We start from the raw sequence: 26,732 nt of genomic DNA on the forward strand, positions 1-26,732 counted from the left end.
ACCTTTTGAGGGAAAATCCCCAAAAGGTTCTTCTAAATTATATTAATAAGGAAGTTATCGGAAAAAACTCTTTTGAGCGAAATTAACTCTACCTTTGACATCCGTCTGACATGTTTCCCCTATATACTTGGCATTAATCAAAACTAATCATTAGAAAATTTTCAGGAGGTTCAAAATAATGCCGATTCAAACTTCATTTAATCCGCAAGGACGTAAAGAGTTGAAACATGCTATTTCCAAGGCAGAATATTATGTCTTACGCAATAAATTACTACATCTTATGCAGTGTGACCCAAATGCTGGAACAAATGGAAAATACCATATTCGATCCACTTACTTTGATAATTTTGATAACAAAAGCTTGAATGAGAAAAAAGAAGGCTTTTTAAATCGTGATAAATATCGTGTCCGTATTTATGGAATGAGTGATCATACGATCAATTTAGAAAGGAAAAGTAAACGAAATAACTTAACCTTCAAAGCAAAGATCAATATCACTCGGGAAGAATATGAAAAAATACGAGTTGGGAATATTCAATGGATGGAACATGACGAAAGGCAGCTGATTCGGGATTTACACTTTGAAATGGCCTACAACCTAGTTAAACCAAAAACCACTGTGGACTATGAACGGGAAGCATTATTATATCCGTATGGCAATGTCCGAGTTACTTTTGATATGAAGGTACAATCCAGTTTACAAAATACGGATATGTTCAATAAGCACTTGCCCATGGTTGATGTGTTGGAAGATAACCTCGTTATTTTGGAAGTAAAATATGATGAATATATTCCTGAAGTGATCAAATTGCTACTTCAATTGTCAGATACAAGGCAGGAGGCTTATTCAAAATACCAATTAAGTCGAATGTATGGGTAAGAAATGGAAATGATAGGAAAACAAAATATAGATTAGGAGAATGATAGATGGATACAACAAACTTTTCAGATATTTTTAAATCAAGTTTTTTAGAAAAGACAACTTCTTTTTCATTAACCGATTCGATACTTAGTCTCGGACTTGCATTATTACTTGGTTTATTTATTTATATTGTTTATAAGAAAACCTTTAATGGAGTAATTTATTCTCATTCTTTTAATATATCCTTGATTATCATGGCGTTGGCAACGTCACTCGTCATTATGGGGATTAGTCAAAATGTTCTTTTGTCACTTGGTATGGTTGGAGCCTTGTCAATCGTTCGTTTCCGTACACCTATTAAAGATCCAATGGACCTAGTATATTTATTTTGGACATTAATTGTTGGGATTTTATGTGGAGCTGGCTTCATTTTACTAGCAGTCTTAGGTTCTCTTGTGATTGGCGGGGTCATCATCTTATTCGCCAACAAAATCAAAATAGAGAATCCATATCTATTAGTTGTGAAATATGGCAAAGAAATGACTAGTGAAGAAATTGAATCCATTGTGAAAGATAATACATTGAAAGCTTCATTAAAATCCAAATCAGTCATGCAAGGCTATGAAACAGAAGTAACTTACGAGATTCGCGTCAAAGACAACCAGTCAAATATCGTATCCGCGATTTCCGAACTGAACGGTATATATTCTGCAGTAATGTTAAGCTATGATGGCAACTTTACCGCTTAATAAAGGATGATTAAATATGGCAAAGAAAAAAACAAAGCTCCTCTTTCCTTTACTGATTAGCAGCCTCTTGCTAGTCAGTGGCTGTAATGCGAATCCAAATTCAGCCACTGAAAATCAAGAGGATATCATTAGTCAGCTAGTTTCCTATAAAGATAGTGACGATTATACAAGTTGGGAAGATGAGCAATTTACCTATATTAATTTAGAAGGTGCAACGGCAACAGTTGATGGTGAAGATGGCGTAATTGTGGAAGATAAGCAAATTTTAATCCGTACAAGCGGAACTTATGTGATAAAGGGTACTCTGGATGATGGACAAATCATCGTCAATGCAGAGGACTCAGGTAATGTTCGGTTAATTTTGAACGGTGCTACAATTAACTCTTCAACAAGTGCACCAATCTTTATAAAACAAGCCGATAAGACAATTATTTCTTTAGAAAAAGACACAGAGAACTCTCTTTCTGATGCCAGCGAATATGTATATGAGAATGATTCTACAGACGAGCCCTCTGCAACAATTTATAGTAAGGATGATCTAACTATTAATGGTTCAGGTACATTGACGATCAAAGGGAATTTTAACGATGGCATAAAGAGTAATGATGATTTAAAAGTCACTGGTGGCACATTCAATGTTACTGCTGTAGATGATGGCATTGTCGGAAAAGATTTATTAGCTATAAAAGATAGCACGATGACATTAACCGCTGGTGGCGATGGATTGAAGGCCTCCAATGCTGAAGATGAAGCAAAAGGAAATATTGCGCTTGAAAATAACAAACTTACCATTAAAGCTGATGGCGATGGAATCCAAGCTGAAAAAGTAGTAGCGGTTGCTAATGGTGAATATACGATTACTACTGGTGGCGGCAGTCCAGAAACAATTGAAACTAGTGAAGATGATATGGGAGGCAAAGGACCTGGAAATTTTGATCCACAAGATATGGAATCCATGGTGGACCGCTTTTTAGCAGGGATTGATGTTTCAGATGAACTGAAGGAAAAACTAAAAAATGCCGAAAACATGGAGGAAATCCAAACGATATTACAAGATTATCCAGATGTGCTGGAACAAATTCAAGAAAGCGATACTATACGCGGACCCGGCATGCAAATGGATGCACCGCCTAATAGTTCAAATGAAAATACATTTCAACCACCTAACTCTCCAACTGATCAACGACCGCAATCCGGAGCAACTGGTGATTCACCAGCTACTCAAGAGAAAACACCAGAGAATGATCAGACTGAAACGGCTAAAGATGATAGCATTAGCACAAAGGGAATAAAAGCCGGGACCGATCTTTATATTAGTGGAGGGCAATTAAAGATTGATTCTTTGGATGATGCACTCCACAGTAATCAAAACGTAACAATTTCCGGTGGAACCATCAACATTTCTACGGGTGATGACGGAATTCACGGAGATCAAGATGTCTTATTAAATGGTGGCAATGTCTCAATAGATAAAAGCTATGAAGGGATAGAAGGGATTAATATAACAATTAATGATGGCACCTACCATGTTGTTGCCGAGGATGATGGGGTAAACATAAATGTCGAAAGTAATGAATTTGGTTTGCCAGGCGGGTTTGGAAATATGACTCCCCCAGGAACAAATGATCCAACGGCATCAGAGAAAAATGAAAATACAACAGCCACCACCGAAAATAATAATCAAAACTCAAAGCCAGAAAGTGATGCAGCAAATAAAACAGAAGAAGACTCAACTGATGAAGGTTTATTATTAATAAATGGTGGCTACTTACTCGTCAATGCTAATGGGGATGGACTTGATTCCAATGCTTCTATAAAAATGACAGACGGCACCGTCATTGTTTATGGCCCGACAGATAATGGAAATGGTCCACTTGATTACGAGGATTCTTTTATTTTAGAAGGTGGCACTTTAATTGCTTCGGGCAGTAGTGGAATGGCCCAAGGTATCTCTGAAGAATCAGGTCAACCAGCAATCATGATGAACTACGCCGAATTCCAAGAAGCAAATACTGCTGTATATGTAATGGGCGAACAAGGTGCAGAAGTGATGGCCATCGCCCCAGAGAAACCATTCCAATCCATTCTGATCAGTACACCTGATATACAAACAAATCAAACTTATTCCTTCCACTCAGGTGGAGCCTTAACAGGAGAAGCTGAGAATGGCCTGTACCAAGATGCAAATTATGAGGAGGGCACATTATCAGTTGAATTTCCAATCTCCACTATCATGACTTACTTGAACGAGGATGGTGTGACAGAAGGAAATTCAAACGGGATGATGGGTGGAAACCCATTTGACCGCGGCAATGGTGGGGAAGGCAAGGAACCATTTGGAAAAGATCAAAATAGTGAACCAACATCCAAAAATAAAGAATAAAGCCTTAGAGTAAAAGTCATGAACAACCAGCCAAATCTTCGGTTTGGCTGGTTGTCTATTGTTCATTTCAATATCCTAACGTGTAATTTTCTCAATCCGCCTTTGTATCCAGGCTTTCCCAAGACCTTTTCACGATTGCGATATAAAGGGATGACTATTCTATTCCTTTAGCAAGGATTCCGGGGCTGACACCTTAAAATTGATCGTATATTCATCATCACCTTCATATAGTATTAACCAGAAATAGCTTTTGTCATCACCTTCCCATGATACAGTCTACAGTAGCCCCTAACTAAACAAGGTCCGTCAAAAGGTCATGCAATGACACAGCATAATTATTTATAATTTATTTATAGTTTTTTTACTTTCACACTAACTTTGGTAATATATTCTTCTTCTTTTTTGGAAATCAATGAATGGAGTAAATATTCTTCAAAAACATCTCCGTCTACAGCAAGCTGACGTGTTTTTAACTCTTTTAATAAAAATGAATAAATCGATTCAAGTTTTTCATACGTTCCTTGATAATAAACAATTGCATACATGCCAGCAGGTCTTTTGATTGCGTTTGGTCCTTCCATGTGACAAAATAAACAATCTGCTTTGTTATACTTTTTATTTAAAAAATTGTTCTTATTAATGACCGAGCCATTTGAGGCTACTCCTTTTATGCCAATTTCATTTAAAAAGTCCCCTAATATATCCGATAACTCATCCAAGGGCGCATTCCAATCAACATTTTTCGCTGAACTAAATATAACTGATTCCTCGGGCAACTCTTTTAATATTATCTCTCCCTTTTTTACTGTTCCTATCTCATTTGTAATATCCTTCAGCCTAGAAAGAAAAAATTGTATATCCTGTAGGTTTTTGATTTCCGTTTCTATCTTTTCAACTTGACTTGTTGCAAGTTCATTTAATTTGGTTGGAGAAGGTTCTTCAAAATATTTTTTTAAATCCTTTATTGAAAAGTTGACTGAACGAAGCGACTGTATTGCATTAAAACTATCAAATTGTTTTAAAGAGTAATATCGGTAACCATTTGAGTGTGTTCCCGCCGGCTTAAATAAGTCAATTTTGTCGTAGTATAATAACGTATCCTTTTTTATGCCAAATAAATTCGCAAATTCTCCTGTGGAGAATATTTCTTGTAAGTTTTTATTCATTTTATTTATTCCCCTCTTTACTATGGAGTTACTCCATACTTTATAATAACATTCAGTGAAGAAAAAAACATTTATAGGCCTAAATTTGTAAAGGATGATGAAGAATAAAATTAAGGTTACTAATGAAATCTTTCATGAAAAATCGTAAAGAGAAACCTTTCATTTATATTTTTGAGAAAGAGCGATATGTTTTTTAGCCTACAAGTTAGTTGTTACTAGTTGCTTTGATTCTACAAAGTCAGACATTTTTTATTGAAGAAATTTAGCAGGAAAAAGGAGTTGCTAAATATTGTATTTATTACCTAACCTTATCACGATAAGCAATTTTACATGTGGAGTCTTGTCGATTTTTGCTGTGTTATTTTCTGATATAGATGCAGCTATTTTATTTATCATTTTAGGCATGTTATTTGATTTATTGGACGGAACAGTTGCGAGGAAGTTTCATGCTGTTTCAGATTTCGGGAAGGAGTTAGATTCCCTTTCAGACATTGTAACATTTTGTGTAGCTCCTTCATTGCTTGTCTATTCTGTCTCTTTATATCAACTATCACTAATTGGCTTATTAGCTACGCTTTCTTTTAGCATCTGTGGCTTAATTCGTCTTGCTCGATTCAATGTGGAACAAAGTCGGTTGTCAACGTTTATTGGTATGCCAGCCCCACTTGCAGCATTTTGTTTACTGGCTATGACTTTTGTATTTGATCCTGTTATTTTAGCGTTGGGAACGTGTTTATTAGCTTATCTTATGGTGAGCGGAGTTAAGTTTCCCCATTTTAAAAATAATGGAGATAAAAGGGAGATAAAGAATGGAGCTAGTTAATGATTTAATTTTGCAGTATGGCTATATTGCTGCTTTTCTTATGCTTACGCTAGGGATAATAGGGTTACCAATACCGGATGAATTGCTGATGCTATTAATAGGATATTTTACACATATAGGAACGCTTGACTATTCATTCTCTATTATCACCTGTTTTGCGGGTTCCCTATTAGGGATGTTCATTAGTTATTTTATTGGTAAAAAAGCAGGGCGTCCATTAATTGATAGGTTCGGGAAATGGATTGGTTTAAAGGAAAAACGGATTATGAAAGTGGAAAAATGGATAGGTAAATATGGCTCTTACTCAATAATACTGAGCTATTTTATACCTGGTGTTCGTCATGTTACATGCTATTTTTGTGGTGTTTCACACATGAGATTAAAGACGTATATTTTATATGCAGGAATCGGTGCATTTTTATGGAGTTTTATTTTTATTACAATCGGAAGATTTATTAGGGTAATCGGATAGAAAAATGGCTAGTGGAAAACATGCGGATAAAGATTTCGATTATAAATAAAGAGATAGGTTAAGATAACCGATGTTTATGGATTCTGTAGTCTCGAAATCTTTTTACTACTTCAGTTCCAACATTCGAACCAACTAATGATATTACTTCACTTGCTTTAAAATTATAATAAAAAGCAAAGATTGATTTCACTTTTGATATTTCGATTGTATAAAAGATAAATTTATGATTATTTGCTGTCATTGTGAACCCACCTTTGTTGTTGTAACGAAGTATATGTTGAAATTAGCTTGCCATATAGACAAAAGGGAAAGTTTGCTGAATATGCTCTTAATGCAGAAATGACGGAAGAGCAATTCCGATTAATCATTTCTACCTCAAAAGCTATGAACAGATCCTTAAAACCCATCTCGATTTCAACTAATAATAATCGGGATTGATTTTTTCCTCGCAATCACAACAATTCAAGTAGAAATATTTATAGAAACATAGGTGAAATGGATGAATACAAAACCGATAAACATAAAAAATGAACACTTGCTTATTTTGTTAGAGTCGGAATTATACAATCCGAGTACAATTGTTCGTGGAGCTCAACTAGCAAAAGCGATGGGTTGCCGTTTTGTTGTTTACTATGGGTTAGAAGAACAAGAAGAAGCGACATTATCCGAACAAACTGCATTCAATATTGCAGAAGCTACGCTACTAAGCCTTCATTATGGGGCAATCGATTTAATCGTCGGTTCGATAAGTTCCGAGTGTAAATTCAAACAAAAGGTCAAGACATTTCAAGAGGAGTTTCAAATCTCACAAGTTGTCATTCGTGGTTTTGAGGAATCATGGCTTTTTAAAATAATGTACGGATCCGTTGTCAATTATTTCGTGAAAAACTTCCCAGAAATCGACTTACATTTAGTGTCGAAAAGATACCATTTTCCAATAGAAGATTGGAAATATGAAAAAGGGGAGATTAGTTATTTATATAAAGATGAGTCAGGTTATTACTTAGATGAACAGAGCGAAAATGCCATCACAGGATTTTTCTTTAAAGAGAAAAATGCGCAATCACATGAGTCAGGGGTTTTTATCCAAGTACAAGGTGAAAGTGTTCGAACTTATATGATTGATGATCTCCGTTCGGATAAAGCTTAATCCCCTCTATTAAAAGTTTAATTGTATACTTGTTCCATCCATTTACGAAAGGAACGATTATTTCACAAATAATATGGAGGCTGCTGAAAAAGTCCTGATAATAAAGGGAATTCTATGGAACGGTCGATTTCCGCTCTAGACGGACGCTTTCCGGGGGGCGTGCGGTGAGCTTCCTCAGGTCAACAGGAAGTTGATCACGAAGACGTTGCGCCAGGACGGCGCGTATTAAGTCTTTGTACATTAACGCTCCTGCGGGATCTCACCTGTCACGCTAATCCCCCAGGAGTCGCCGCCTTCCGCTACAATCAACGGTAACTGCTCATAATCAATGGTTTTTCAGTGGCCTTATAATATGTTGTATATTAATTGACCATTCGCTCACTTAACTAAAATTAAAGGGACTTACGGTCACTAAATAGGAAAAACTTCATTTCTATCTATTCTAAGCAGGTAATGTCTTACACAACTTCAGGAGGCTTTATGGATCTTTTATTAAGAAATCGTGGGGCAATGATATTTTTAATGCTTAATCTGTTTTTAGCTATGGCTGCGTTTGGACTTGTTGTTCCGGTTATGCCAGAGTATATTAATATGTTAGGGCTTGACGGCACGACAGCTGGGCTATTAACTGCGGCATTTGCCGTTACACAATTTTTAATCTCACCTTACGCAGGAAAATTATCAGATCGCGGTGGCAGGAAAAAAATTATTGTGATTGGTATGCTCATTTTAGCAATTTCAGAATTAATATTTGCTGTGGCATCCAATGTCACTTGGCTATATATTTCTCGTTTATTAGGCGGTATCGGAATTGCTTTCGTTTCCCCTGCAGTTATGGCGTATGCGGCAGACCTAACGACGGAGCGTGAACGTGCAAGAGGGATGAGCTATGTAGCTGCGGCTCTTTCTACAGGCTTTATTGTTGGACCAGGTATTGGTGGATTTTTAGCTGAGTTCGGCACAAGGGTACCGTTTTATGCAGCTGCAGCTGGTGCAGGTACAGCCGCCATTCTGACATTGTTTGTACTACCTGAAATTAAAGGGAAAGCGGAGCAAGTGAATACTGAAAATGAAGTGGGTATTTTCAAGGGATTGATCCAATCAATCAAAGCACCGTATGTAGCAACATTGATTGTTTTATTAGCTTTAGGCTTCGCACTATCAAATTTCGAAACGGTATTTGGTTTATATTTAGACGATGGCTACGGATACAGTGCGTCACAAATCGCAGTTATTATAACTGTTGGAGGAATTGCTGGCGTCGTTGTTCAGTTAGGACTAATGGATTTGCTTGTTGGTAAACTTGGAGAATATAAAGTTATTTTATATAGTTTACTTGTGACTGCTTTATCGATTCCCGCCCTTATATTAACGGACAGCTATTGGGGCATCATGATTGTCACAGTTATTATTTTTAGTGCTTGTGACATCCTTAGACCCGCTGCAAGTACGTATTTATCAAAGCAAGCCGGTGATAATGACCAAGGTTACGTAGCTGGATTAAACTCTTCTTACAACAGTATCGGTACAATAATAGGCGCTGCATTAGCAGGTGTATTATTTGATATGGGACTTATACTTCCTTATATAGCGGCTGGCTTCATTTTATTAATTTGCTTTGCTTATTTTGCGGCAAAAAGGAAGGCAAAACCAAAAACAGCAAAAGCAAAATAGACAGTACTTTGCTTATTCGTTACTTGACTGTTTGTTCATTAAATACTATGCTATTTGTTTAGAATAAAACGAAAGTGTGTTTAATATGAGACCGGCTGGACAAGGTGAAATTACAAAACAAAAAATTGTAGACGGAGCGGTTCAATTATTTTCTAAAAAAGGTTATACCGCTACGTCTATTGAAGATATCCGAAAGTTTATCGGAATTAGTAAAGGAAATATTTATACGCACTTTTCTAGCAAGGAAGAGCTGTACTTATATGTACTAGAGCTTTTTGTTAAGCAGTGGTTACTGGAAGTAGAACAGGAGATGAAGCATTTACAAAGCGCCACAGCTAAGCTGTATGCTTTAGCCGCTTATTATGCGAAAGATGTGGACTATGGTTTAGAAAGAACGGTCCCTGAATACATCGCAACAGTCGGGGCAGAGGAATACAAATTAAAAGCCGAGGATACACTAAAGCAAGAAATTCGATTTTTCTCAACAATTCTTCACGAAGGCGTAGAGAATGGTGAGTTCAATATAAGAAACGTAGAAGAATACGTCTTAGTCATCTATACAGTGTTTACAAACTTAACTATCACAAAATACTTATTAGGAAATGAAGAGCAATTAGAAAACGCCTTTAGACATTCGGTGGATTTATTTTTAACCGGTTTAAAATAGTAAATCCTCGTTCTAACTATGAGATAGCCCCTGTATTAGTCAGGGGCTATCTCTTTTTGTTTACAGCGTTATAACCTCAATTTTTGACCTATATAGAAAATCGGCAGCCTTGGCTACCGATTAGTGAATATCTTCGTATTGATTTGCTGGACTTATCTGGAACTTATTATAACGTTGTTTGAATAATTGATAAAAATGTTGGATAAGCACTTTCAATAGTGCATAGGAAGGAATACCAAGAATTACTCCGACCACTCCAAACAAGGAGCCAGCTGTAAGCAGAACAAATATAATCGTAATGGGATGGATATGCAAAGATTTACCCATAATCTGTGGTGAAATAAACTTCCCTTCAATCAATTGTACAATTGTCCACACAATGCCGACATAAACGACCATTAATGGATCTGTGACGATAGCTATAATCAATGCAGGTGTAATAGCAATAACAGGTCCTAAATACGGAACGACACTTGTAATCATAGCAAGCCCGCCCAACAGCAGTGCATAAGGCAGCTTAATAATGAAAAAGCCGATTGTTACCATGACACCGATACAGATCGATACCAAAACCTGCCCTTGGATATATGAGCTGATTTGGTTATCCATATCTACCATTACATCGTCCACGAATTTACGCATACGCGGCGGGAATAGACGAAGAATAAAGTACGGCATCTTTTTGCCTTCCCATAATAAGTAGAACAGAATGAATGGAACGATGACAAGTGATAGCAAGATATCTGTCAATGTTGTAACAAAATCTGTCAACCCTGTAGCAACATTGCTTGCCAGTGCGGTCGCCGTATCCTTAACCATAGTTGTCAGATTGTCTGTCAGATTTTGTAGCACCAGATTATAGTCTATATTGGCATTCGCCAAATATTCATTGATCCTCGAATTATTTATAAAAGTAGTAACATCATCAATGAGCGACATAAAATAAATCGGAAATTCATGCAGTAAATTAGCAAACTGATCACGGAGGAATGGGAACACTAACAATACTAGTATTGTTAGCAAGCCAATAAGACCAATGAAAATGATTATAATTGCCCATATTCTCGGCACTTTCCAACGCATTAAAATTCTCAGGAAGGGACGTAGCAAATAAAAAAGAATGACTCCTAGTACTCCAGGTAAAATAACTACTTGGAACAGTACCTGAATCGGTTGGAAAATAAACGATATTTTATCAAAGACAAAAATGACGCACCCGACTAACAACGTGATAATTAATAAGAATAATAAATTTTTACCCCCAAGAAATCGGATGAACCTCGTAGAGAAAAAATGTGTCTTTTCTTGCGGCAATTGCTCTTTTTGACTATCCTGCTCCACAAAACCACCCCAACAAATATTATAGAATCTTTATTTCAAGCCAACCATTACCGCTATAAGCGAAATAAATAGCAACATGCCGATTAGCCACGCTGCTATTACAAGATAAGAAAGTATGTTTGAAGATCATTTCGACGTTAGTAATCGTTTTGATTAACCTCCAGCTACTTTCGTACACGCTTCCCGATAATTAAAACGATTAGCATTGTTAACTCGGCAATCGGCATCGAAAGCTAGATACCTTTGACACCTAATATTCTCGGTAATACAAATAAAAACCTTAAATAATCCGAAACTTCGGCAAAGAATAATCGCAGTGGCGGAGCACACTTTCCTGGTGGATTGGAGATATCATTTAGACAAAACTAATACCGATAAATAAATTACCAACAAAAAACAAACGAATGCCTTATACTGCTATCTCAATAATAGTGGAAGTGGGTGACCCATATAAACGTACTAATTTCCTTTCATAAAATATGATAACATTAATCGGACAATCAGTCAAATAATTATTAAAAGGGTACTTATATAATTAAACTACTTAGTGCCTTTTCAATCGCTCCTTCACCAACAGCAGTTGAAAAGTATGTAGCTCCACCAATGCCAATCCATAAACTTATTGCTAAAATAGCTGTAAAAATAGGTGATGCTAGATTCCCCCCTGCTAAGCCAATTTCACCAACGCCATGTCCGACAAAAATACCATAGAGTAGCATGTGAACTGACATAAGTAACATGCCAAAAACGGCAGGGAAAAGGAAATGAAAGAATATCTTTTTTACCGGTTTATTCATGAGATCTTGTTGCAAAGTTTCCATTAATTATCCTTCAAAAAATAGGAGCCTTTAAAGTGAAATCACGGTTAAAGGCTATATACTCTAATATTCCCGGTTATATTTGTCTTCAGCTGGCATGAAGCTAAGTGGAACAACATGAGCACAGCAACGGTTTGTTTCATTTTACTTATCCCAGCTAGTCTCTACCACATCATTAAAAAATGCATAATCCTCTACGTTATCAAACTTTAAGTTGTTTATTAAATTTGTACTGTGGAACACTTGCTCTGCACGGGGCTTGCGGTCATGCTCAAAGTAATAAAAGGCATCCTCATAATCGTAATCACGTAGCATTTTTGCTAAATACATCGCATCTTCAAGCGCTAAAGTTGTTCCCATACCTGCGTTCGGATCCGCTGTATGCAAGGCATCACCTATTAATACAACACGACCATGTGAGTAATGCTTCATTAAGTCGATGCGGTAAAGCTGGTTTGCGATAATATGGTCTGTCGCTTCTATTAAATGCTGAATCGGCATTGTCCAGCCTTCAAAACGTGCGGCTAAATCTGCTTTTAATTCCTCTAATGGTTTTCCTTCAAAATTCTTTTTCGCAATTTTCCGTGGCTCTGTTGAAATAAGCGACCATGAAATCTCTTTTTCTATTGGGTGATGCTTCGACACGAAGAAAATAAAGTTATCATGGAAATACATAAGGGATATATCGGTTATGAAGTATTCCTTAAGCTTCCCTAATTTTTCCGTTTCAATCATACCGAACACACCTGTTTTTCCTAAGTATTTTAATGGATTTGCTGGGAACGGGAGTAAAAGCTCACGCGTTTTCGAACGAACACCATCCGCTCCAATTAAAATAGAACCAAAATCTTCAGTGCCGTCTTCAAACGTTACAATTACACCTTCTTCTTCCTGTGTATATCCTTTTAAACGTTTCCCGAACTGAATGTTAAGCCCTTGTTTTATCGCCTCTTTATATAGCACATCGATTAGATTGAAACGGGCAATATTAATCAAATATGGCATTTTTTCTAATTCAAGTTCATCTTCTAATTCTATTTCTTCAAATAAAGGGTTGTTGTCCTTATCAAGTACTGCAAAATCAGCTAATGGATGGCTATTCTTCTTGATTTCTTCAGCTAGTCCTAACATTTCAAGCATTTGTACCCCACTTGGATGGATAACAAAATGTCCGCCGACTTTACCATACGCTTTAGCTTGTTCATACACGACACTTTCAATATTTGCCTTCTTCAAAAACAATGGCATTGCTAAACCTGCAATGCCTCCACCAATGATAATGACTTTATTTTTCAAACGAATCGCTCCCTTCATAAAAAAACAATATTATTCGGACAATTGGTCAATTAAAAAAATAATAATAAACCAAATAAATATTTAACTGAAATTAAGTAGATGATCGTCCGATTAATTGGCATAATAGGCTTTAATAAGCTAAAATAGGATTAAAAAAGGTTGGAGGAAGTATGAGTAGACCAGCAGGCGTGAATAGTGAGGATACGAAACAATTTATCATGGATGTCGCAACGAAAATATTCGAACATAAAGGCTATAGTGCCACATCTATGGCTGATATAAAAAATGAAACAAACTTAAGTAAAGGAACGATTTATTACCATTTTAAAAATAAGGAGGAATTGTATCTTTACTGTATTCAGCAAGTATCTAATGAATTTATTCGAAATTGGGGCATTATGTCAAAGACTGAGCGATCCGCTGAAAAAAAATTATATATTTGGGCGAACTTAAATAATATCATGCTGCAAAAGCCGATTACGAATACCATTCAAGAATATTTTGTTTCAACTAATAAAGAGAATTATGACCATATGCTTAAACTGTATGAACCTGAATTTCAAATTGTGAGCGATATCTTAGAGGAAGGCATAAGTCGCGGGGAATTCAAGGGAGATTTGCGTATTGATGATGTATCGGTACTTTTATATAATTTTATTACATCATTAGCGAATGCAGAATTGCTTGGCTATCGTTCAAGTCAGGAAAAGAAAAATTTATACAAACTAGCCATTGATCTAATCCTACCTGGGCTGATCTAACGGCTTTTTCTCTTTTTATACAATACTACCAACTGTTATTGGAGCTATATAACACAAAAAAAGAAAGCAAATAAAATGATGCTCCGCAAATTCTTTTTTGTTCAGCATGACTAATAAGACTATAGAAATAAGAAAATGCAAAAAAATAGGATATAAATTTTCGGCTAAATGATTTTGTTTTATTTTTGTCCAGCCTATTCGAAATTTCCTTTTTTGCGATTCCGACGCACCTCACTCGTTAATGAAGTATTCTTCACGTACTATATTGGACAGCACCCGCTAAAGATAAAAGAAGCACAAACATCGAGTTTAAAATTTGTTTTGTTCATATTAACAATCCTTTCCAGTTCCCTAATTATTTTCAATACTTGTTGTTTAATAATAGAAACGAAGAAATTTAGAAAAGGTTCCCTTACAAAAGATAAAATAAAAAAACACACCGTAAACATTGGCGATGTGTTTTTACATATCAAATTACATTCACTTTCGCTTTTTTGACTGTTTTTTATTTAAAAACGCCCATTTAGTATAAAAATCCAAATGGGCGTAACCCTTGATATGACTGGGTTCCTAGCGTTTTGAGAATTGTGGTGCGCGACGAGCGCCTTTAAGTCCGTATTTCTTACGTTCTTTCATACGTGGGTCACGTGTTAGGAGACCTGCACGCTTAAGTGGGCTACGGAATTCAGGATCTACTTGTAGTAGTGCACGAGCGATTCCGTGACGGATTGCTCCTGCTTGTCCTGTGTAACCTCCACCATTCACATTGACTAGAATATTATAGCTTCCAAGTGTTTCAGTTGCTGCAAGTGGTTGTTTGATCACTTCGCGCAATGTTTCAAATGGGATGTAGTCTTCTACTTCACGATTGTTGATTACGATGTGGCCATCACCAGGTACTAAACGTACGCGAGCTACAGAACTCTTACGGCGACCTGTGCCATAGTATTGAACTTGTGCCAATCTATTTCCCTCCCTTTATTAACCGCGAAGCTCGTAAGTTTCCGGTTGTTGTGCTTGGTGTGGATGCTCAGCTCCAGCATACACGTGTAATTTTTTGAACATTTGACGTCCAAGTGATCCTTTTGGAAGCATACCTTTGATAGCAAGCTCCAACATTTTCTCTGGATATTTTGTACGCATTTCTAATGCAGTTCTTGTTTTTAATCCACCAGCATATCCTGTATGACGGTAGTACATTTTATCATTTAGTTTATTACCTGTTAGTTCGATCTTTTCAACGTTAATTAGAATAACGTGATCACCTGTATCTACATGCGGTGTAAAAGTTGGTTTATGCTTACCGCGCAAGATGGACGCAACTTCAGTAGAAAGACGACCTAGTGTTTTACCTTCGGCGTCAATCACGTACCATTTACGTTCAATCTCGCTGGCTTTAGCCATATACGTAGTACGCATTCATTACCCTCCTAAATTAAATATTCCAAGTTCGTATTTATATTCAGCATAATAAGTTTCCGGGGCTTATCATGGAATTAAAACAATACCATAGGATATCTTATCGTTTTTTAGACATAAAGTCAAGAAAAAAATAAATACACCTGGATAAGTTGTCAAGATATTACTTAAGTATACTGAAAACTAGCTTATCTATCCATTATATTCCACTTTCCATAAGTATAATCCTTGAGGCGGCGCTGTTTTTCCTGCAAGTTTCCTATCACGGCCTTCTAGGATTTGCGGTATCGCGGAAGCCTTTTTCCTTCCAGCCCCAACCTCCAATAACGTACCAACGATAATCCTCACCATATTACGCAAAAAACTATTTCCTGTAACCGTAAAGATCAGCTCATCATCGGCCTTCTCCAAGGTAATCTCGGTAATCGTACGCACCTTATTGATCCTATCTGTTTTGGCTGAGCAGAAGCTGGTAAAATCATAGGTACCGATCAAATGATGTGTTGCCAATTGGATACTTTGCAAGTCCAGAGGATATGGATAATGAGTTGCAAATTGCTGACGAAAGGGATCTTTAGATTTTTGAGTATATACTCTATATCTGTATGTTTTCCCTTTTGCATCAAAGCGAGCATGAAAATCTAAATCAGCCTTTTCTATATCCACTATCACTAAATTATCTGATAGTAGCGTATTTAACCCAATCTGCAAACTTTTTGGAGGAATCTCTAAAGGGGAATCAAAATGAATCACCTGTCCTCTAGCATGAACCCCCGCATCTGTCCGGCCAGAGCCAAATATCTTTATAATCTGACCTTTATGCATTTTGACTAAGGCTCTTTCCAATTCAGCTTGAATCGTACGTCCATTTGGTTGAATCTGAAACCCGGAGTAAGCAGAACCATTATATGAAATTATCGCCTTATAGCGTTGTATCTTTCCCATCCTAAATCACGACCTTAATAAGATCAGTATCACTGTCAGTAGCACTAAAAGCAGTTCGGCCAATGTGTCCCTTAATTGCCACTGTAAGACTCGATATTTCGTCCGGCCTTCGCCGCCACGATACCCTCTTGCTTCCATTGCTGTAGCTAATTCCTCAGCACGCTTAAAGGCACTAACAAACAAAGGAACAAGTAAAGGGATAAAAGCTTGTACTCTTTGTTTCAAGGAACCACTCGAAAAGTCTACTCCTCTCGCCATTTGCGCCTTCATAATTTTGTCTGTTTCATCCATTAAAGTAGGAATGAAACGCAACGATATCGACATCATCAACGCAAGTTCATGAACTGGAAAGCGCAGCTTTTTTAAAGGATGCAGCAAGCTTTCAAGCCCATCAGTCAAGCTAATTGGCGTTGTTGTTAAAGTTAATAATGATGTCATCAGCACAAGCAGGAAGAAGCGCAAAGAAATAAAAATACCTTGTCTCAAGCCTTCTTCATGGATCTTAATAAAGCCCATTGAAAACAAAACATCACCTTCATGGTTAAAAAAGAGCTGTAAAAAGAAGGTAAACACAATTAAAAATAAAATCATTTTTAAACCATTAAATAAAAACCTAAGATTAATCTGTGATATAAGAAGAATTGTTAAGACTAATAAGAGCACTAACCCATACGTCACAATGTTATTTGCGAAAAAGATAATACATATAAAGCCAAATACAAATAGTAGTTTTGCTCGTGGATCAAGACGATGGAGTAGAGAATTTCCCGGGATGAATCGTCCAAATATCATTTTTTCCATCATGAGGAAGCACCACGTTTCTGATATTCCTTTAGGCTCTCCGCTAGTTCCTCAATAGTTAAACATGTTCGATCTAGTTTTTCTCCAGATTTCTGTTCAAATAAATACTGAAACTTTACGACCTCTGGTACATCTAGTCCTAATTTTAATAAAGATTGAGGGTCTGAAAAGGTTGTTCTTGGATCAGCCACTTGCTCGACTTTTCCTTGGTTCATAATGACAATTTCATCTGCAAACTTAGAGGCATCCTCCATGCTGTGCGTAACAAGGATTGTCGATAAATCCTTTTCTTTATGCAAGTGGTAGAACATATCCATAATTTCCGTCCTGCCCCTTGGGTCCAACCCGGCGGTTGGTTCATCCAAAACTAGAACGTCTGGCTCCATCGCAAGTACACCTGCAATGGCAACACGTCTCATCTGCCCTCCAGATAAATCAAAGGGAGATTTTCCTAACGTTTCTTCTGATAGACCCACTTCTTTTATTAACGTTCTAGCTCGTTTCTGCGCCTCTTCCTCAGATACTCCAAAATTCAGTGGTCCGAAGCAAATATCTTTTTCTACTGTTTCCTCAAATAATTGATGTTCAGGAAATTGAAAAACGATCCCTACTTTTTGTCTAATCGATTTCAAATTCTTTTCCTTCTTTTCAGCATCAATCACACGATCTCCAATTATTACTTGTCCTTTTGTTGGTTGGATGAGTGCATTGAGGTGTTGTAGAATAGTAGACTTCCCCGAACCTGTATGACCAATAATCGCAACAAAAATCCCCTGAGGAATGGACAGGTTAACCTCCTGAATAGCAAGCCGTTCGAATGGAGTATTGATTTGATATCTATATTCTACCTCTCGAAGTGTAATGTCCATAATTCCTCCACCAATTCCGCATCTGGCAAATATTTATCTGGCAAAGTAAAACCTCTTTGACGTAACGCCTGAGCCATTTTAATCGAAAAGGGCAAGTCCAAACCTAATTCAATCAAATCCCTATCTAACCTGAAGATCTCGTCAGGAGTGCCCTCCTTGTATACCTCTCCCTTATTCATTACAATCATTCGATCCGCCTTAGCCGCTTCCTCTAAATCATGTGTAATGGAAATAACAGTTAAATCCTGTTCTTCTTTTAAAAGGCGAATTGTCTTGAGGACTTCTTCCCGCCCAAGTGGGTCTAACATAGAAGTCGCTTCATCAAGTATAATGACTTGCGGCTGCAGGGCAATTACTCCAGCAATCGCCACTCTTTGCTTCTGTCCTCCTGAAAGATGATGTGGCTCTTGGTCAAGAAATTCCCCCATGGAAACACGTTCCAATCCATTTTGGACCCGTTCTTTCATCTCCAAAAATGGCACTCCATTGTTCTCTAGGCCAAAAGCCACATCATCTTGAACGGTTGAACCAACAAATTGATTATCGGGGTTTTGGAATACCATACCGATTTGTCTCCGAATATCCCAAATGGTTTCATCACTCAATTGGTAGTCACCGACAAGAACCTTACCAGCCTCAGGAAATTGCAAGCCGTTAAGAATTTTCGCAAGTGTTGATTTGCCTGACCCATTGTGTCCAACAATCGCAAGCCATTCCCCTTTGTCTACTGAAAAGGAAACATCTTTTAATGCATACCTTTCTTGACCTTCATATTTAAAAGAAATATTTTGAATCGAGATCACTGGTTCTTTTTCTGTCCCCATTCCATTACTCCTCTCAACTCAACTAATAACACAAAAAAATTTGGTCTAACGCTACACTCTGATAGAATTCAAAAAATCTGGAAATAGAAAAAAAGCCTGCACCTCACTCCAGGAAACAGGATTCTTAGGTCCCATTCCAATTCTTGAAGCACGAGGAGGAGGCGCATGAGCTAGACAGGACAGCCAATTGCTCTGCCTATCGTAACGCTCCTTTTTAGCTTTATCAATTGTCCAACGTTATCATACTTATAATACCCAAAAAAATACATTATCTTAAGAAATACTTTCTTATTTTTTAAAAAAGGGAGAGGCGATACGTCTCTCCGCTTTTCAAATGTGTATTAAACTAACTCAATAATTACCATTGGAGCCCCGTCCCCACGACGTGGTCCAAGTTTCATGATGCGTGTATAACCGCCTTGTCGATCCGCGTAACGAGGTGCAATATCAGCAAATAGCTTTTGTACAGCATCTTGCTTTGTTTCCTGATCCGCGATTTCATTACGAACATATGCAGCAGCTTGCCTGCGTGCATGTAAATCCCCACGCTTGCCAAGTGTAATCATCTTTTCGGCAACAGAGCGAAGTTCTTTTGCACGTGCTTCAGTTGTTTCTACACGTTCACTTATAATTAAGTCAGTCGTTAAATCACGAAGCATCGCCTTACGTTGTGAGCTAGTGCGACCTAATTTTCTATAAGACATCTCCTTTTCCCTCCCTTGTTGAATTCATCCTGTTAGTGTAGATTGAGCTATAAAATTGGTGTAAAACAATCAATCGTCTTTACGTAGGCCGAGACCTAAATCATCCAATTTTACTTTTACTTCCTCTAAGGATTTTCTTCCTAAATTCCGAACTTTCATCATATCTTCTTCAGACTTATTGGATAATTCCTGAACAGTGTTAATCCCAGCACGTTTTAGGCAGTTATAGGAGCGAACAGAAAGATCGAGTTCTTCAATTGTCATTTCTAAGACTTTCTCTTTTTGGTCCTCTTCCTTTTCAACCATAATTTCTGCGTTTTGAGCTTCATCTGTCAGATTAACAAAGATATTTAAATGCTCCATTAAAATCTTTGCACCTAAAGAAATAGATTCTTTCGGTCCAATACTACCATCTGTCCAAACATCCAAAGTTAATTTATCAAAGTTTGTCATTTGACCCACGCGAGTGTTTTCAACTTGATAGTTCACTCTGGAAACCGGAGTAAAGATTGAATCTATTGGAATTACGCCAATTGGTAAATCTTCGCGCTTATTTTGATCAGCCGGTGTATAACCGCGTCCACGTTTTGCAGACATACGCAAACGGAAATTAGCATTTTTTCCAAGTGTAGCAATGTGTAAATCTGGATTCAGAATTTCTACATCACTATCATGTAAAATATCTGAAGCTTTGACAACACCCTCACCTTGAGCATCAATTTCTAATGTTTTCTCTTCATCAGAATAGACTTTCATTGCGAGTTTCTTAATATTCAGGATGATAGAGGTCACATCCTCGACTACCCCTTCAATTGTAGAGAATTCGTGTTGTACACCTTCCACTTGGATCGATGTTACGGCAGCACCTGGGAGAGAAGATAGCAGGATACGACGCAAGGAGTTACCCAAAGTTGTTCCATATCCACGCTCTAGGGGTTCTACAACAAATTTTCCATATTTGGCATCATCGCTGATCTCAATTGTTTCAATTTTCGGCTTTTCCATTTCGATCATTCAAATATACCCTCCTTCAAAACGTCGAAATTTCGAAAGGTATTTTCGAAATTCCCCATGTTACATTCCCGTTTGTGCAACAACTGGATGAAGAATTGATTCTACTAGTCTAAATTCATATAGTACCCCAGTATATCCAAGGAATACATTATTTATACAGAATCAAACACGACGACGTTTTGGTGGACGGCATCCGTTATGTGGAACAGGTGTTACATCTCTAATCGCTGTTACTTCAAGTCCTGCAGCTTGTAATGCACGAATCGCAGCTTCACGTCCAGCTCCAGGTCCTTTAACTGTTACTTCAAGAGATCTCATACCATGCTCCATTGAAACCTTAGCTGCAGTTTCTGCTGCCATTTGTGCTGCAAATGGAGTAGATTTACGAGAACCTCTAAAACCAAGCGCACCAGCTGAAGACCAAGAAATCGCGTTCCCTTGCGTATCTGTAATCGTAACAATTGTATTGTTAAAAGTAGAACGAATGTGAGCAATACCTGATTCTATATGCTTTTTCACACGACGCTTGCGAGTGTTAGTTTTTGTTTTACGAGCCATGTTAATCTGTTACCTCCTTTACGATCAATTATTTTTTCTTACCTGCAACTGTTTTACGTGGACCTTTACGTGTACGAGCATTGTTCTTAGTATTTTGTCCACGAACAGGAAGACCACGACGATGACGAAGACCACGATATGAACCAATTTCCATTAGTCGTTTCACGTTCAAGGACACTTCACGACGAAGATCTCCTTCTACTTTCAAACGATCGACAACATCACGAATTTTACCTAGTTCATCATCAGTTAAGTCACGAACACGTGTATCTTCAGAAACACCTGCTTCAGCTAAGACTTTAGAAGCTGTGCTTTTACCAATTCCAAAAATGTAAGTTAATGCGATGACTACACGCTTTTCACGCGGAATATCTACACCAGCAATACGTGCCATAATAATGCGCACCTCCTTGTTATCCTTGTTTTTGTTTATGCTTTGGATTTTCACAAATCACCATGACCTTGCCTTTTCTGCGAATAACTTTACATTTCTCACAGATTGGTTTGACTGATGGTCTAACTTTCATTGTTTAAAACCTCCTTATGGTCGGAGTACATGATTTATTTAAAACGGTATGTGATTCTTCCGCGTGTCAAATCATATGGGGAAAGCTCTACAGTTACTTTATCACCAGGCAATATGCGAATATAATTCATGCGGATCTTGCCTGAAACATGTGCAAGTACCGTATGGCCATTCTCCAACTCTACCTTAAACATAGCATTTGGCAGAGTATCCACGACAGTCCCTTCCACTTCAATTACATCTTCCTTCGCCATTAAATCCGTCTCCCTTCTCTACAACATCCAGAATCTCTTCTACAAAATTGGTAAGTGCCCATCGCAATTTCCCGTTTGTAACTCTACCCGCCTCTGCTAAGCTGTCTCGAACTTCTGAAGAAACATAGTCGTAAAGTGTTAGATGTTGGATATTCTTCTTCTTGGGACGATCAAATTTCCTTCGATCGCCATCAGCAATAAGAACAAACTTCTCATCAGCTTTATTTATGATAATCGCGAATTGTCCTGCATCTCGACCCTTATTGATAAGCACAATTTGACCTATTCGGGGTGTCGAATCAGAGTCATTCAACCAAATCACCTGCACTCAAATTTTAGTTAAAATCTCGTAACCTGTTTCTGTAATGGCCACTGTATGTTCAAAATGCGTACATACTTTTCCATCGACTGTGATGACAGTCCAGTTATCCGCCAACGTTTTAACGTAACGGGTTCCTGCGTTTACCATTGGTTCAACACAAAGTACCATTCCGGGTTTCAAACGAGGGCCTTTATTGGGCGGCCCATAGTGAGGGATATCTGGGTCCTCATGTAAATCTTGGCCAATTCCATGACCAACATATTCACGAACAATCGAATAACCTTCAGATTCTACGTATTCTTGAATGGCATGGGATATATTAGAAAGACGAACCTCTGGCTTAGCCTCATTTAAGCCCATGATTAAGGACTTTTCTGTAACATCAAGAAGTTTCTGGGTATCAACATCAATTTCGCCAACTGCATAGGTCCAGGCTGAATCGCCATGATAGCCATTGTATCGTACCCCAATATCAAGACTGATTATATCGCCCTTTTCTAACACCCGTTTCCCTGGTATGCCATGTACTAGCTCTTCATTAACAGAAGTGCAAATACTACCTGGAAATCCGTTATATCCTTTAAAAGAAGGATAGGCATCATGTTCCTTAATAAACTTCTCAGCTATCATATCCAATTCCTTCGTCGTAACTCCTGGCTGAATAGATTTCTTAAGTTCTTGGAACGTAAGTGCAACAATCTTTCCAGCATCTCGCATAATATCAATTTCGCGAGGTGTTTTGCAAATAATCATTATACCAAACCTTTTAGCAAAGAATCAATATCTGCGAAAACTTGATCAATATGCTGCTGACCATTGATATTTTTCAAATATCCTTTTGCTTGATAGAAATCAAGCAATGGTTGTGTTTGTTGAAGATTTACTTCAAGACGATTTTGAACAGTTTCAGCATTATCATCTGCTCTTTGGTACAATTTACCACCACAACGGTCACAAACACCTTCTGCCGCTGGTGGATTAAATACAAGATGATAAGTAGCCCCACAATTCTCACAAATTCGGCGGCCTGTAAGACGCTCTATTAAGATCTCTTTGTCAACTTGTATATTAATGACAAAATCTATTTTTTTTTCGATTTTCTCAAGAATCGCCTCAAGCGCGTCAGCTTGAGCAACAGTTCGTGGAAAACCATCTAAGAGAAAACCGTCTTCACAGTCCGGCTTATTCAATCGCTCTTGAACAATACCAATCGTCACTTCATCTGGTACAAGTGCGCCTTGATCCATAAAGGATTTGGCTTTTAGTCCAAGCTCTGTACCTTCATTCATTGCTGCACGAAACATATCCCCAGTAGAAATATGTGGTGTTCCATATTTTTCTACAATTTTATCGGCCTGAGTACCTTTTCCGGCACCTGGAAGACCCATTAAAACTAAATTCATCCGTTATGCCCCCAAGCATCTAAATGGAGACAGGAACAAAAGACATCTTGTTCCTAAAACCATTTCGATTATTTAATGAAGCCTTTATAGTGACGCTTCACCAGCTGGGCTTCCAATTGTTTCATTGTATCAAGTGCAACTCCCACCACAATCAATAGACTCGTTCCACCTATTTGTACAGATTGCGGCAACCCAGCAAATTTTATAAAGAAGACTGGCAATATAGAAACCGCTGCAAGGAAAAGCGAACCTACAAAAGTCATTCGATATAAGACATTTGTTAAATAGGTTTGTGTGTTTTTCCCTGGACGTATCCCTGGTATATAACCACCTTGCTTTTTCAAATTTTCAGCTACCTTTTCGGGATTCACTTGAACAAATGCATAAAAGTAAGTAAACGCAATGATAAGAGCAAAAAAGATAACCATTCCGATTGGCTTTGTATGATCAAAGATATTCTGAATGGTACCAGCTGTGTTTCCGGATGAGAAAAAAGTAGCAATGGTTTGCGGTGTAACCATAAATGCACTTGCAAAAATAACTGGAATTACACCCGCAGCATTCACTTTTAACGGCAAATGTGTATTTTGCCCTCCCGCCGGATTGCGTCCATCTACCCTTTTGGCATATTGAATAGGAATCTTACGTAATGCTTGTTGAACGAAGACAACTCCTACTACAATCGCAATGATCACTAATACAAGCAGTAACAAAACAACAATACGCAAGAAAAGTTGACTGCCAGGATTCTCAAACTGCTGTACATAAATTTGGTTTACAGAAGTGGGAATAGCCGCAACAATCCCAGCAAAAATAATGATGGAAATTCCATTTCCAGCCCCTTTTGCCGTAATTTCCTCACCAAGCCACATCAAAAATGCAGTTCCAGCTGTAAGCACGATTGCAATAGTGGCATAAGTCATTATACTAGGATTCTTAATCAACTGCAGACCTGTCATTTGGTTGAAACCAAACGATAACCCAACAGCTTGAATAAGGGCAAGCACAATTGTGAAATAGCGCGTAAATTGTGCGAGCTTACGCCGTCCCATTTCACCTTGTTTTGACCACTCTGTAAACTTAGGTACTACATCCATTTGCAATAATTGAACAATGATTGAAGCAGTAATATAAGGCATAATTCCCATCGCAAAGATAGAGAAGTTTTGAAGTGCTCCACCACCAAAGATGTTCATGAATCCAAATAGACTTGCCTGATCCTGAAACTTTAACACTTCAGGGTCTACACCAGGAACTACAATAAAAGCTCCTAAACGAAATACAACTAACATTAGTAAGGTGAATAAAATCTTTTTGCGAATATCACCTACACGCATAAAGTTGGAGATTGTCTGAAACATGAATTAGATCACCTCAGTTTTACCGCCTGCAGCTTCAATTGCGTCTTTGGCAGCAGAGGAAAATTTATTCGCTTTTACTGTGAGCTTTCTCTCGATGTTGCCATTAGCAAGAATTTTAATACCTGACTTTTCATTTCGAACAATTCCCGACTCAATAAGAAGTTCCGGAGTTACTTCCGTACCATCTTCAAAACGGTTAAGTGTATCTAAGTTTACAATAGCAAACTCTTTACGGTTAATATTCGTAAAACCACGCTTTGGTAAACGTTGGAATAATGGAGTTTGACCACCTTCAAATCCCAAGCGAACACCACCGCCTGACCGAGAATTTTGACCTTTATGTCCTCTGCCGGAAGTTTTTCCGTTTCCAGAACCAATACCTCGACCAACACGATTACGTGTTTTACGGGAACCATCAGCAGATTTCAGTTCATGAAGTTTCATCGTTGGCACCTCCTTATCTTTAAAAAGTAAGATTATTGTTCTTTAACAGAAACTAAATGAGAAACCTTATGGACCATGCCACGGATAGTTTCATTATCATCATGTTCAACTGTTTGGTTAACCTTCTTTAGCCCTAATGCTTTAACCGTTTCACGTTGGCCCTCTGTACGACCAATAAGACTGCGAGTAAGGGTAATTGCCAATTTATTTGCCATTATAATTCCCCCCTTAGCCTAACAGCTCTTCTACTGTTTTATTACGTAATTTCGCAACATCTTCAGCACGTTTTAAATTTTTGATTCCTTCAATAGTAGCACGAACCATATTAATTGGTGTGCTTGAACCAAGTGATTTAGATGTAATATCTGCAACTCCTGCAAGCTCAAGTACCGCACGAACAGGACCGCCAGCAATAACTCCTGTACCTTCGCTACCTGGTTTAAGTAAGATTTGCCCGCCACCAAAACGGCCAATGATCTGATGTGGAATAGTCGAACCGACAAGAGGTACTTCTACCATGCTCTTCTTAGCATCTTCAATAGCTTTACGAATTGCATCAGGAACTTCCTGTGCCTTTCCAGTACCAAAGCCAACATGTCCGTTTCTGTCTCCTACAACAACAAGTGCAGTAAAACGGAAGCGACGACCACCTTTAACCACTTTTGCTACACGGTTAACTGTTACAACACGTTCTTCTAGTTCAAGTTTGTTCGCATCGAATTGTCGCATCTATGATTTCCCTCCTTCTTAATTAAAATTCCAAGCCGTTTTCACGAGCAGCCTCGGCTAATGCTTTAATTCTTCCGTGATATAAATATCCGCCTCGATCAAATACTACTGATGTATAGCCTTTATCAGAAGCGCGTTTCGCAATGAGTGCTCCTACTTCCTTAGCACCCTCTACATCCCCAGCAGACTTTAGATTAAGCTCTTTATCAAGGGTAGAGGCACTTGCTAATGTTACGCCTTTTTCATCGTCAATCAATTGTGCATAGATGTTCTGATTAGAACGATATACGTTCAAACGCGGACGCAATTCAGTACCACTCAATTTTGATCTTACGCGAGCATGTCTCTTTTTACGCACCTTGTTTTTATCTTGTTTGGTGATCAATACGAGTCACTC

General features: G+C 37.9%; 34 protein-coding genes. 9 read left to right on the forward strand and 25 right to left on the reverse strand.

Annotation, left to right across the window (positions count from 1 at the left end; genetic code table 11):
* Positions 1 to 178 precede the first annotated feature (178 nt).
* The 3 genes from KI375_RS12920 to KI375_RS12930 are packed head-to-tail and all read left to right on the forward strand — an operon-like array spanning position 179 to position 3,994.
* Positions 179 to 880: a polyphosphate polymerase domain-containing protein gene (locus tag KI375_RS12920; protein ID WP_212973901.1), complete on the forward strand. Its 702-nt coding sequence runs from the start codon at positions 179 to 181 to the stop codon at positions 878 to 880.
* Positions 881 to 927: 47 nt separating this feature from the next.
* Positions 928 to 1,611, forward strand: coding sequence for a DUF4956 domain-containing protein (locus KI375_RS12925; protein WP_212973902.1), 684 nt, complete (start codon positions 928 to 930; stop codon positions 1,609 to 1,611).
* Between the two features lie 16 nt (positions 1,612 to 1,627).
* The gene (locus tag KI375_RS12930; protein ID WP_212973903.1) at positions 1,628 to 3,994 is read left to right on the forward strand and encodes a carbohydrate-binding domain-containing protein; all 2,367 of its coding nucleotides are present in this window, start codon (positions 1,628 to 1,630) and stop codon (positions 3,992 to 3,994) included.
* Between the two features lie 350 nt (positions 3,995 to 4,344).
* Here KI375_RS12930 and KI375_RS12935 read toward each other — a convergent pair whose 3' ends face one another.
* Positions 4,345 to 5,160 (reverse strand): MerR family transcriptional regulator, encoded by an 816-nt coding sequence (locus KI375_RS12935; RefSeq protein WP_212973904.1) that lies wholly within the window; start codon positions 5,158 to 5,160, stop codon positions 4,345 to 4,347.
* A gap of 289 nt (positions 5,161 to 5,449) precedes the next feature.
* Here KI375_RS12935 and pssA point away from each other — a divergent pair, with 289 nt between their 5' ends.
* A complete protein-coding gene (gene pssA, locus KI375_RS12940; RefSeq protein WP_212973905.1) occupies positions 5,450 to 5,983 on the forward strand; it encodes a CDP-diacylglycerol--serine O-phosphatidyltransferase in 534 nt (177 codons plus the stop codon).
* Complete coding sequence (locus KI375_RS12945) at positions 5,970 to 6,455, forward strand: DedA family protein (RefSeq protein ID WP_212973906.1); 486 nt, start codon at positions 5,970 to 5,972, stop codon at positions 6,453 to 6,455. Before pssA ends, KI375_RS12945 begins: the two co-directional genes overlap by 14 nt.
* A 58-nt stretch (positions 6,456 to 6,513) precedes the next feature.
* On the opposite strand, the gene KI375_RS12950 is transcribed toward KI375_RS12945, so the two are convergent.
* On the reverse strand, positions 6,514 to 6,696 hold the full coding sequence (locus tag KI375_RS12950) for a hypothetical protein (RefSeq protein ID WP_212973907.1): 183 nt from the start codon (positions 6,694 to 6,696) through the stop codon (positions 6,514 to 6,516).
* 258 nt (positions 6,697 to 6,954) lie between these two features.
* Between KI375_RS12950 and KI375_RS12955 the strand changes: the two genes are divergently transcribed.
* The 3 genes from KI375_RS12955 to KI375_RS12965 all read left to right on the forward strand — a co-directional run bounded on the left by KI375_RS12955 (position 6,955) and on the right by KI375_RS12965 (position 9,946).
* Entirely contained in the window at positions 6,955 to 7,605 is a 651-nt protein-coding gene (locus KI375_RS12955; protein WP_212973908.1) for an adenine nucleotide alpha hydrolase family protein, read from the forward strand.
* Between the two features lie 480 nt (positions 7,606 to 8,085).
* Positions 8,086 to 9,279 carry an MFS transporter gene (locus KI375_RS12960; protein WP_212973909.1) on the forward strand — a complete coding sequence of 398 codons (1,194 nt, stop codon included), beginning with the start codon at positions 8,086 to 8,088 and terminating at the stop codon, positions 9,277 to 9,279.
* An 85-nt stretch (positions 9,280 to 9,364) separates the two neighbouring features.
* On the forward strand, positions 9,365 to 9,946 hold the full coding sequence (locus KI375_RS12965; RefSeq protein WP_212973910.1) for a TetR/AcrR family transcriptional regulator: 582 nt from the start codon (positions 9,365 to 9,367) through the stop codon (positions 9,944 to 9,946).
* 120 nt (positions 9,947 to 10,066) lie between these two features.
* Here KI375_RS12965 and KI375_RS12970 read toward each other — a convergent pair whose 3' ends face one another.
* The 3 genes from KI375_RS12970 to KI375_RS12980 all read right to left on the reverse strand — a co-directional run bounded on the left by KI375_RS12970 (position 10,067) and on the right by KI375_RS12980 (position 13,401).
* Complete coding sequence (locus KI375_RS12970) at positions 10,067 to 11,287, reverse strand: AI-2E family transporter (protein WP_212973911.1); 1,221 nt, start codon at positions 11,285 to 11,287, stop codon at positions 10,067 to 10,069.
* Positions 11,288 to 11,814: 527 nt separating this feature from the next.
* Positions 11,815 to 12,108 carry an MATE family efflux transporter gene (locus KI375_RS27405; protein ID WP_244852606.1) on the reverse strand — a complete coding sequence of 98 codons (294 nt, stop codon included), beginning with the start codon at positions 12,106 to 12,108 and terminating at the stop codon, positions 11,815 to 11,817.
* A gap of 141 nt (positions 12,109 to 12,249) precedes the next feature.
* On the reverse strand, positions 12,250 to 13,401 hold the full coding sequence (locus KI375_RS12980) for an FAD-dependent oxidoreductase (protein WP_212973912.1): 1,152 nt from the start codon (positions 13,399 to 13,401) through the stop codon (positions 12,250 to 12,252).
* A gap of 170 nt (positions 13,402 to 13,571) precedes the next feature.
* Between KI375_RS12980 and KI375_RS12985 the strand changes: the two genes are divergently transcribed.
* Entirely contained in the window at positions 13,572 to 14,162 is a 591-nt protein-coding gene (locus KI375_RS12985; protein WP_212973913.1) for a TetR/AcrR family transcriptional regulator, read from the forward strand.
* A gap of 570 nt (positions 14,163 to 14,732) precedes the next feature.
* Here KI375_RS12985 and rpsI read toward each other — a convergent pair.
* From rpsI to rplR, 20 genes are all read right to left on the reverse strand, one after another.
* Positions 14,733 to 15,125, reverse strand: a complete 393-nt coding sequence (gene rpsI / locus KI375_RS12990) for a 30S ribosomal protein S9 (RefSeq protein WP_207451724.1) — start codon at positions 15,123 to 15,125, stop codon at positions 14,733 to 14,735.
* Between the two features lie 18 nt (positions 15,126 to 15,143).
* Complete coding sequence (gene rplM, locus KI375_RS12995; RefSeq protein ID WP_212973914.1) at positions 15,144 to 15,581, reverse strand: 50S ribosomal protein L13; 438 nt, start codon at positions 15,579 to 15,581, stop codon at positions 15,144 to 15,146.
* 192 nt (positions 15,582 to 15,773) lie between these two features.
* Entirely contained in the window at positions 15,774 to 16,526 is a 753-nt protein-coding gene (truA, locus tag KI375_RS13000; RefSeq protein ID WP_212973915.1) for a tRNA pseudouridine(38-40) synthase TruA, read from the reverse strand.
* Positions 16,527 to 16,532: 6 nt separating this feature from the next.
* A complete protein-coding gene (locus KI375_RS13005) occupies positions 16,533 to 17,330 on the reverse strand; it encodes an energy-coupling factor transporter transmembrane component T family protein (protein ID WP_207451727.1) in 798 nt (265 codons plus the stop codon).
* Positions 17,327 to 18,196: an energy-coupling factor ABC transporter ATP-binding protein gene (locus tag KI375_RS13010; protein ID WP_207451728.1), complete on the reverse strand. Its 870-nt coding sequence runs from the start codon at positions 18,194 to 18,196 to the stop codon at positions 17,327 to 17,329. Before KI375_RS13010 ends, KI375_RS13005 begins: the two co-directional genes overlap by 4 nt.
* A complete protein-coding gene (locus KI375_RS13015) occupies positions 18,172 to 19,020 on the reverse strand; it encodes an energy-coupling factor ABC transporter ATP-binding protein (protein WP_212973916.1) in 849 nt (282 codons plus the stop codon). Before KI375_RS13015 ends, KI375_RS13010 begins: the two co-directional genes overlap by 25 nt.
* Before the next feature lie 341 nt (positions 19,021 to 19,361).
* Positions 19,362 to 19,724, reverse strand: a complete 363-nt coding sequence (rplQ, locus tag KI375_RS13020) for a 50S ribosomal protein L17 (protein WP_212973917.1) — start codon at positions 19,722 to 19,724, stop codon at positions 19,362 to 19,364.
* A gap of 69 nt (positions 19,725 to 19,793) precedes the next feature.
* On the reverse strand, positions 19,794 to 20,738 hold the full coding sequence (locus tag KI375_RS13025) for a DNA-directed RNA polymerase subunit alpha (RefSeq protein WP_207451731.1): 945 nt from the start codon (positions 20,736 to 20,738) through the stop codon (positions 19,794 to 19,796).
* Positions 20,739 to 20,900: 162 nt separating this feature from the next.
* Positions 20,901 to 21,296 (reverse strand): 30S ribosomal protein S11, encoded by a 396-nt coding sequence (rpsK, locus tag KI375_RS13030; protein WP_212973918.1) that lies wholly within the window; start codon positions 21,294 to 21,296, stop codon positions 20,901 to 20,903.
* 28 nt (positions 21,297 to 21,324) lie between these two features.
* Positions 21,325 to 21,690, reverse strand: coding sequence for a 30S ribosomal protein S13 (rpsM, locus tag KI375_RS13035; RefSeq protein WP_207451733.1), 366 nt, complete (start codon positions 21,688 to 21,690; stop codon positions 21,325 to 21,327).
* 19 nt (positions 21,691 to 21,709) lie between these two features.
* Positions 21,710 to 21,823, reverse strand: coding sequence for a 50S ribosomal protein L36 (rpmJ, locus tag KI375_RS13040; protein WP_003156543.1), 114 nt, complete (start codon positions 21,821 to 21,823; stop codon positions 21,710 to 21,712).
* A gap of 34 nt (positions 21,824 to 21,857) precedes the next feature.
* Complete coding sequence (gene infA / locus KI375_RS13045; RefSeq protein WP_057985584.1) at positions 21,858 to 22,076, reverse strand: translation initiation factor IF-1; 219 nt, start codon at positions 22,074 to 22,076, stop codon at positions 21,858 to 21,860.
* Positions 22,054 to 22,389 (reverse strand): KOW domain-containing RNA-binding protein, encoded by a 336-nt coding sequence (locus tag KI375_RS13050; RefSeq protein ID WP_207451734.1) that lies wholly within the window; start codon positions 22,387 to 22,389, stop codon positions 22,054 to 22,056. The genes infA and KI375_RS13050 overlap by 23 nt, the downstream gene beginning before the upstream one ends.
* A gap of 15 nt (positions 22,390 to 22,404) precedes the next feature.
* Positions 22,405 to 23,151: a type I methionyl aminopeptidase gene (map, locus tag KI375_RS13055; RefSeq protein ID WP_212973919.1), complete on the reverse strand. Its 747-nt coding sequence runs from the start codon at positions 23,149 to 23,151 to the stop codon at positions 22,405 to 22,407.
* The gene (locus tag KI375_RS13060; protein WP_212973920.1) at positions 23,151 to 23,801 is read right to left on the reverse strand and encodes an adenylate kinase; all 651 of its coding nucleotides are present in this window, start codon (positions 23,799 to 23,801) and stop codon (positions 23,151 to 23,153) included. Before KI375_RS13060 ends, map begins: the two co-directional genes overlap by 1 nt.
* A 68-nt stretch (positions 23,802 to 23,869) precedes the next feature.
* On the reverse strand, positions 23,870 to 25,162 hold the full coding sequence (secY, locus tag KI375_RS13065) for a preprotein translocase subunit SecY (RefSeq protein ID WP_212973921.1): 1,293 nt from the start codon (positions 25,160 to 25,162) through the stop codon (positions 23,870 to 23,872).
* A gap of 3 nt (positions 25,163 to 25,165) precedes the next feature.
* Positions 25,166 to 25,606, reverse strand: coding sequence for a 50S ribosomal protein L15 (gene rplO, locus KI375_RS13070; protein WP_212973922.1), 441 nt, complete (start codon positions 25,604 to 25,606; stop codon positions 25,166 to 25,168).
* Between the two features lie 32 nt (positions 25,607 to 25,638).
* Positions 25,639 to 25,821: a 50S ribosomal protein L30 gene (gene rpmD / locus KI375_RS13075; protein WP_207451739.1), complete on the reverse strand. Its 183-nt coding sequence runs from the start codon at positions 25,819 to 25,821 to the stop codon at positions 25,639 to 25,641.
* A gap of 13 nt (positions 25,822 to 25,834) precedes the next feature.
* Positions 25,835 to 26,335, reverse strand: a complete 501-nt coding sequence (rpsE, locus tag KI375_RS13080) for a 30S ribosomal protein S5 (RefSeq protein ID WP_207451740.1) — start codon at positions 26,333 to 26,335, stop codon at positions 25,835 to 25,837.
* A 22-nt stretch (positions 26,336 to 26,357) separates the two neighbouring features.
* On the reverse strand, positions 26,358 to 26,720 hold the full coding sequence (gene rplR / locus KI375_RS13085; RefSeq protein ID WP_212973923.1) for a 50S ribosomal protein L18: 363 nt from the start codon (positions 26,718 to 26,720) through the stop codon (positions 26,358 to 26,360).
* Positions 26,721 to 26,732 lie beyond the last annotated feature (12 nt).

Source organism: Bacillus sp. J14TS2 (assembly GCF_018333015.1).
GTDB lineage: Bacteria > Bacillota > Bacilli > Bacillales > Bacillaceae_C > Lederbergia.